The 8,393-nt window shown below is 38.9% G+C and carries 5 protein-coding genes; all 5 read left to right on the top strand.

Features of this window, described 5'->3' with window-relative positions; translation table 11 throughout:
• On the top strand, positions 1-1,154 hold a 1,154-nt coding region (locus H3T83_RS10980), incomplete at its 5' end, for a hypothetical protein (RefSeq protein WP_232351164.1).
• Between the two features lie 107 nt (positions 1,155-1,261).
• Positions 1,262-1,402 carry a hypothetical protein gene (locus tag H3T83_RS10975; RefSeq protein ID WP_198215778.1) on the top strand — a complete coding sequence of 47 codons (141 nt, stop codon included), beginning with the start codon at positions 1,262-1,264 and terminating at the stop codon, positions 1,400-1,402.
• A gap of 643 nt (positions 1,403-2,045) precedes the next feature.
• On the top strand, positions 2,046-3,488 hold the full coding sequence (locus H3T83_RS10970; protein WP_198215777.1) for a hypothetical protein: 1,443 nt from the start codon (positions 2,046-2,048) through the stop codon (positions 3,486-3,488).
• A gap of 1,104 nt (positions 3,489-4,592) precedes the next feature.
• On the top strand, positions 4,593-5,984 hold the full coding sequence (locus H3T83_RS10965) for a hypothetical protein (protein ID WP_198215776.1): 1,392 nt from the start codon (positions 4,593-4,595) through the stop codon (positions 5,982-5,984).
• A 683-nt stretch (positions 5,985-6,667) separates the two neighbouring features.
• Positions 6,668-8,047 (top strand): hypothetical protein, encoded by a 1,380-nt coding sequence (locus H3T83_RS10960; protein ID WP_198215775.1) that lies wholly within the window; start codon positions 6,668-6,670, stop codon positions 8,045-8,047.
• Positions 8,048-8,393 lie beyond the last annotated feature (346 nt).

The following is an 8,393-nucleotide window of genomic DNA, read 5'->3' as shown; positions in this document are numbered from 1 at the left end:
TTAATGATATTGGTATGTTAGTACCAACGAATACTGATTCTATTGCATTAAGTTCACTTATTGGCACACCTTATAATTATTGGGGTGATGATGATGGAGATGGTCAGGGAGTTAATGGTGTCACCGCTACCGGTAGTTTAAATTTATCTATTGTTGATAACTTCAATAATCCTGTTGCCCGTAATGAAGTACTGACTATTTGTAAAGCGCCATATAAATTAACCTTATCTAATGGTAGTGGTACATTAACAACACGTTATGGGGTACCTAATGAAAGTCGTTTTACGGCAGGTAATGCCACTTATTATATTAATCCTAAGGCATCATCGCCAGTGATTTGTTCTGCTAAACCTGACCCTATTACGTGGTACAACGATGATGATCCTGCGTATGACACTCCCAGTTATGATAAAGTTTGGGGTTATTTTACACGGTCAGTTACGCCATCGTCTTATGATTTAAACTTTCCGACTACGGGTATGAATAGGGTGATTTTTTATTTATATATTGGTGGTAATAATCAGGACTTATATTGGGAGCCAGTTTCTCATGGTGGTATTACGGCGTCGATGGATCTTTCAACAAAGACCAGCGTTAGAGTCGTGTTAAAAGGTCCTTGGGGTGGTGGTAGGGGTTGTTATTTAGGTCAAAGTATTGATAGACCATCTTTACCGCAGGTATTTGAGTTAGTTGGTCGTGATAGCAGTGGTAATGCGGTGGTCAAATATGGTTTTGTGTTAAAGAAATGGTTTGTCGAGTATTGTTATGGTCGTCGAAATTATGAAACCACATTGTCGTTGTGTTCAAGTATTGGTTATCGTGTACCTCAGGTAAAGGATTTAACTAACGCATCTATTGCGGATTGTGGATCTTATCCCTGTACCGGATTCGAACCAGCCGAACCTTTGTCACCTGATAATAATGCCCGGCGTCAAATTGGTGCCGGGCACTTCGCCGAGTGGGGTTTTACGGTCGGCCTTACCGACTCTGATGCATATCTTGTTTGGACGACTAATAATTATACGAATAGAGATACTGGTGAGTCTTACCCGTTTATCGTTGACCCATATGACGGTCGCATCTACGATGCGCAGAAATTAGACGGCACACCATTAAGAAATAAAAGAACTAACCCTGTTTGTGTCTATCCTTAGCTATTATTTCTTAGTTCTTAGGTATTGAAGCTGAGGATAAGAAAAATAACGTTAGGGTTTTAAAAAACGATTTTATGGTGCGACATTCGCAACGTGCTGACAACTGAGTGAGGTTAGCATGGCAAACAGGAATGTTTGGCAAGGCTGTGTTTTGTCAGGAACAAATCACAGCCGGAGCGTTAAGAGCGAACGAAGGCGGAAGGCAGTCACATCGTGACCACTTGCGTGGTCGCCGCGGGAGATTGTAAAGAGGGTTGGCGCCAACCCTCTTAACTCGGACGTAATCACCGTACAGAAACAACCGCAAAACAACAAAACGTCCGAAACACAAACAACTAAAAAATAAAGAACTAAAAAATTTTGAGGAACGGGGTTTTTAAAGCCCAAAAATCCATCCAATAAATCGCTAACGTTAGTTATAACATCAGCTAGTAACCAAAAAATTTGCGGAAAGGGGTTTTTAAAGCCTAAAAATCCCGTCCAAGTTTCTCCGAAATTGGTTTTAAGCGAGTAATTAAGCGGTAATATTACATTCACCTTTACAAAAGTTAACAATTAAACCGTCAAAAAAAGTTGCATGGTTTTTTGCAATCACTATACTTTTATAGCATATTTATACGAATGGATAAATTTTGTGCCATTAGGCTTAAAATTTTAAATAAATCATAAAATTGGATTGACAAGGATATCTGATATGGATTATAATTTTCAACACACAACACACAACACACAACCTGCCCAACCTATAATTTCACCTTTCTAAAGTTAAGCTCATACCGTTTATTATTTCACCGCAGTTTATTATTTCGACAATTTCCCAAATTTCCTAAATTTCCTAAATTTCAGCAAAATTTTTCAAAATTTCTTAGTTTAGTCTTTTTATCTCGGCTGATGGTTTTGGTATTAACTATGGTTGTTTTACCGTCTATCTCTTTTTCTAATTATGCATTAACCACTACAACGACCAATATTATTTATGGCTCAGCACCTTATTTAACCTTTGATGGTGGTCGTACCCGGATAACAAATACCGAAGCGCTACTCGGGATATCCCTTTCTGATGGTAGAAGATTTACTCCGACAACCAATAATTCAGAAAGAAATCCTATCGAGTTACCTGTTGTTGGTCAGAGTTTTAATGATATTGGTATGTTAGTACCAACGGATACTGATTCTATTGCATTAAGCTCACTTATTGGCACACCGTATAATTATTGGGGTGATGATGATGGCGATGGCGATGGTCAGGGCGTTAATGGTATTACAGCTACCGGTCGTTTAAATTTATCGATTGTTGATAAATTTAATCAACCTGTTGCCCGTAATGAAGTACTGACTATTTGTTCCGATAAAGCTCCTTATAAACTAACCTTATCTAATACTAACGGTAGATTAAAAACACGTTATGGTGTGCCTAATGAAAGTTATTTTACGGCAGGTAATGTCACTTATTATATTAAACCTAAGGGAACGGCAGCGATTTGTTTTGCAAGACCTAATTTAAAATATGGCGGTAACAGGGGCATTGACGAAGTAAGAGATGAACGTAATTTTGCTGGTCCTGCTAACATATGGAACCGTGATAAGGGTTTTCTAACAAAATCATTTACGCCATCGTCTTATGGTTCAAACTTCCCGACTACTGGTGCTCATAATTTGTATTTTGATTTAGATATTGTTGGTAATAATCAGGCCTTATCTTGGGCTCCGGTTTCTCATGGTGGTATTACGGCGACGATGACCAATTCAACAAGTACCCGCGTTCGAGTCACCCTAGCAGGTCCTGTTGCTACACCATCGCAATGGCAATCAGAAAATCCAGGTAGAATCGACAAACCATCTTTACCGCAGGTATTTGAGTTAGTCGGTCGTGATAGTCATGGTAATGCGGTGGTCAAATATGGATTTAAGTTACAGAAGTGGTTTGTTAATCGTGGTAAAGGTAGGTACGATTATTCTAGTATATCATCTTGGTGTAATAATATTGGATATCGTCTCCCAGAGGTCAAGGATTTAACTAATGCGACTTGTCGAACAGGTTCATGGGAAACAGGTGCATGGGGTTGTCAAGGTAAAGCTGAATTAGTAGGGGCAAAGCCTTCATCACCTGTTAATAGTTACATGCGTCACATTGGTGCAGGATTTTTCTCGGAATGGGGGAATATGAACGATTACACTGGTGCCAACTTCAACTTTGATTACTATATGAATTACTATTTGACGAGTGATAAGACGAATGATAGTAAATATCCCTTTTTTGGGATTAGCTGGGACATGGGTAGTGCGAATTACGATATTTTGACGATGCTCGTCGGAGTCTGTACCTATCCTTAGCTATTATTTCTTAGTTCTTAGGTATTGAAGCTAAGGATAAAAAAAATAGTGTTAGGGCGATAAAAAGCGATTTTGGGCGCGACATTCGCAACGTGCTGACAACTGAGTGAGGTTAGCATGGCAAACAGGGATGTTTGGCAAGGAACGTTAAGAGCGAACGAAGGCGGAAGGCAGTCACGTAGTGACCACTTGCGTGGTCGCCGCGGGAGATTGTAAAGAGGGTTGGCGCCAACCCTCTTAACTCGGACGTAATCGACGTATAAAAATAACCGCAAAACAACAAACGTCCGAAACTCAAACAACCAAAAAAATTGAGGAACGGGGTTTTTGAAACTTATAATTCCTACTTATTGCTAACCCTTTTTTTTAACTTAAAATAAAATGATTAAAAATCAATATATTAAAAAATCACTTAAAAAAAGGGTTTTTATTGGTAAAAATAGACTTTGCCTTTTTGCCAACAACATTTATAGTATGTGAGATTCTAGTTCACTGCCGTATAGGTAGTTTAGAAACGGCTAGCTTACGGCTCGATGCTTCAGTGTCGGTTCACTACCGTGTAGGTAGCTTAGAAAAACGGAGTACTTTATGAAAACTACAGTAGTTAGTTCACTACCGTGTAGGTAGTATAGAAATATATAAGTGGCGGTATAATCAAGAAATACACTGCTTATTGAGTAGGTTAAAAATGGTGATTTTTTAAGAGGGGATAAAGGGTATATTATTTCTAATAAACAGCAAATAATCGATGCTCTTTTCGAGCTATTAGTGTTCTTCTTTACAAATGTTAACAATTAAACAGTTAAAATAAGTTGCATCGAGTTTTTTCAATCACTATAATTTTTGAACTATATTTATACAAATGGATAGATTTTATACTTTTTAGTATAAAATTGTAAATAAATCATTAATTTAATTGACAGGAATGTCGGATATGTGTTATAATTTACAACACCAAACACCAAACACCAAACCTGCCCAACCCATAATTTAACCTTTCTAAAGTTAAGCTCACACCGTTTATTATTTAATCGCAGTTTATTTTTTCAACAAATTCGGCAAAATTTTTCAAAATTTCTTAATTTAGCCTTTTTATTTCGGCCGATGGTTTTTGTATTAGCCTTGGTTGTTTTACAGTCTATTTCTTTCTCTAATTATGCATTAACCACTAAAACGACCAATATTATTCATGGCTCAGCCCCATATTTAACCTTTGATGGTGGTCTTACTCGGGTGACAAATACCGAAGCTCTGCTTAGAATATCCCTTTCCGATGGTAGAACATTCACTCCTAAAACCGCTAATTCAAGTGACAATCCTATCGTTTTACCTGTTGCTGGTCAGAGTTTTGCGGATATTGGTATGTTAATGCCAACGGATACTGATTCTGATTCTATTGCATTAAGTTCACTTATTGGCACACCGTATAATTATTGGGGGGATGATGATGGTGATGGAGAAGGAGTTAATGGTATTACCGCTACCGGTCGTTTAAGGTTATCCATTATTGATAAAAATTATGATTCTGTTGCTCGTAATGAAGAGCTGGATATTTGTAACGCACCATATAAATTAACCTTATCTAATAGTGAAGGTACATTAACAACACGTTATGGTATACCTAATGAAAGTCGTTTTGAGCCAAGGACTGCCACTTATTATATTAATCCTAAAGCAGCGCCAGTGATCTGTTATGTTAAACCTAACTTGTTTTGGGGTTATGGATTTTATGCCGGTCCTGCTAACATATGGACGGAGTATAAAGGTTTTATTCCTCAGTCATTTACGCCATCGTCTTATGGTTTAAACTTCCCAACTACTGGTGCTCATAATTTATATTTTGATTTAGATATAGGTGGTAATAATCAGGACTTATCTTGGGCGCCTGTTTCGCATGGCGGTATTAAGGCGACGATGACATCTCCAACAAAGACCCGTGTTCGAGTCACCTTAACAGGTCCTGCCGTTACAGACTCTAAGCAACAGAGTTCAGATAATCCAGATGAAATCGACAGACCCACTTTGCCGCAGACATTTGAGTTAGTTGGTCGTGATAGCAGTGGTAATGCGGTGGTCAAGTATGGTTTTGTGTTAAAGCAGTGGTTCGTTAGCCGTGGTACGAGTAAGTACAAATATTCAAGTGTATCATCATGGTGTACAAAAATTGGTGATTATCGGGTGCCTGCGGTTAAGGATTTAACTAATGCGACTTGTAATGATGCAGTTCATTATTGTCGAGGTGCCGTTGGCGCTACACCATCGTCATCAGGTAATGGTTACCAGCGTCAAATTGGAGCAGGGTTTTTCACGGAGTGGGGGAGCATGAGAAACCATTACAGTGATGCCTTTTTCCGCTCCATATACTTTTGGACGAGTGATGCAACTGGTAATACCCAGTTCTCCGTTAAAGGGGAGAATGGTGAAATAATGCGCGCTTCTGAGATGCTCAGTTCGAACGCCGATGACGGGCTTGATGGGGTTTGCGTTTATCCTTAGTGCTTATTTCTTAGTTCTTGAACTAAAGAGCTAGATATAAGAAAAATCATGTTAGAACGTTAAAGAATCATTGCCCTGCCAAGGCAATGGCGCTGACGAAGAGTGCGTTAAGAGCGAACAAAGGCGGAAGGCAGTCACATCGTGACCACTTGCGTGGTCGCCGCGGGAGATGGTAAAGAGGGTTGGCGCCAACCCTCTTAACTCGGACGTAATCACCGTATAAAAATAACCGCAAAACAACAAAACGTCCGAAACTCAAACAACCAAAAAAGTTGAGGAAAGGGGTTTTTAAAGCCCAAAAATCCCCCTAAAGTTTCTTCGAAATAGGTTTTAAGCGAGTAATGAAGAGGTAATATTACATTAAACTTTACAAAAGTTAACAATTAAACCATCAAAAAAAGTTGCATGGTTTTTTGCAATCACTATACTTTTATAACATATTTATACAAATGGATAAATTTCATGCCATTAGGCTTGAAATTTTAAATAAATAATTAAATTAGATTGACAAGGATATCTGATATGTATTATAATTTTCAACATCCAACATCCAACATCCAACCTGCCCAACCTATAATTTCACCTTTCTAAAGTTAAGCTCATACCGTTTATTATTTCAGCAATTTCCGAAAGTTCCGCAAAATTTTTCAAAATTTCTTGGTTTAGTCTTTTTATCTCGGCCGATGGTTTTGGTTTTAACCGTAGTTATTTTACAATCTATCTCTTTTTCTAATTATGCATTAACCACTAAAACGACCAATATTATTTATGGCTCAGCTCCTTATTTAACCTTTGATGGTGGTCGTACCCGGGTAACAAATACCGAAGCGCTACTCAGGATATCCCTTTCTGATGGTAGAACATTTACTCCCACAACCAATAATTCAAGAGACAATCCTATCGTTTTACCTGCTATTGGTCAGAGTTTTAATGATATTGGTATGTTAGTACCAACAGATACTGATTCTATTGCATTAAGTTCACTTATTGGCACACCTTATAATTATTGGGGGGATGATGATGGAGATGGTCAGGGAGTTAATGGCGTCACCGCTACCGGTAGTTTAAATTTATCTATTGTTGATAGATGGAATTATCCTGTTGCCCGTAATGAAGTGCTGGATATTTGTAGCGCACCATATAAATTAACTTTATCTAATACTAGCGGTAGATTAACAACACGTTATGGTATACCTAATGAAAGTCGTTTTAATGCAGGTAATGCCACTTATTATATTAATCCTAAGACATTGTCAGCGATTTGTTTTGTAAGACCACTTGCAGTTGGATTTGATTTTGGGGGGCTTTCTGATGACATTTATAACAATGATAAGGGTTTTCTACCACAGTCAGTTACACCATCGTCTTATGGTTTAAACTTTCCGACTACTGGTGCTCATAATTTGTTTTTTGATTTATGGTTTGGTGGTGTTAGTCAAGCCTTATCTTGGGCGTCGGTTTCTCATGGTGGTATTACGGCGACGATTACGCCCTATTCAAATACCAATGTTAGAGTCACCCTAACGGGTCCTGTTGTTACAGACGCTAATCAATGGCAATCAGAAAATCCAGGTAGAATCGCCAGACCATCTTTACCGCAGACATTTGAGTTAGTCGGTCGTGATAGTAGTGGTAATGCGGTGGTCAAATATGGATTTGTGTTAAAGCAGTGGTTTGTTAATCGTGGTAATTATGCAAGTACCCATTCTAGTATAGAATCTTGGTGTAATAAGATTGGAGGATACCGTATGCCTAAGGTCATGGATTTAACAAATGCGACTTGTCAGGGAGAAGGGTCAAATGCTGACTGTCAAGGTGCAGTTGGTGCAACGCCTTCGTCACCTGATAATAGATATCGTCGTCACATTGGAACAGGATTGATCTCGGAATGGGGGCGGATGGACTATTACGCTAATGCCTACTTTACAGGCGACTATGCGACGCAAGATAGGAGGGTGGGTAGTAGTCGAGCGTCTTTTTATACTGTTAGCGCGTATTATGGTGACTTGTATAGTAGGGAATATGCCTCCAGCACATTCTCCGGACTCTGTGTCTATCCTTAGCTATTATTTCTTAGTTCTTAGGTATTGAAGCTGAGGATAAGAAAAATAATGTTAGGGTGATAAAAAACGATTTTGTGGCGCGATATTAGCAATGTGCTGACAACTGAGTGAGGTTAGCATGGCAAACAGGGATGTTTGGCAAGGAGCGTTAACAGCGAACGAAGGCGGAAGGCAGTCACATCGTGACCACTTGCGTGGTCGCCGCGGGAGATTGTAAAGAGGGTTCGCGCCAACCCTCTTAACTCGGACGTATTCACCGCATAGAACTAGCCACCAAACAACAAAACGTCCGAAACTCAAACAACCAAAAAAATTGAGGAACGGGGTTTTTAAAGCCAAAATCCAT

This window comes from Gilliamella sp. M0320 (genome assembly GCF_016101635.1).
GTDB lineage: Bacteria > Pseudomonadota > Gammaproteobacteria > Enterobacterales > Orbaceae > Gilliamella > Gilliamella apis.
This window is presented reverse-complemented; position numbering and strand designations above follow the sequence as displayed.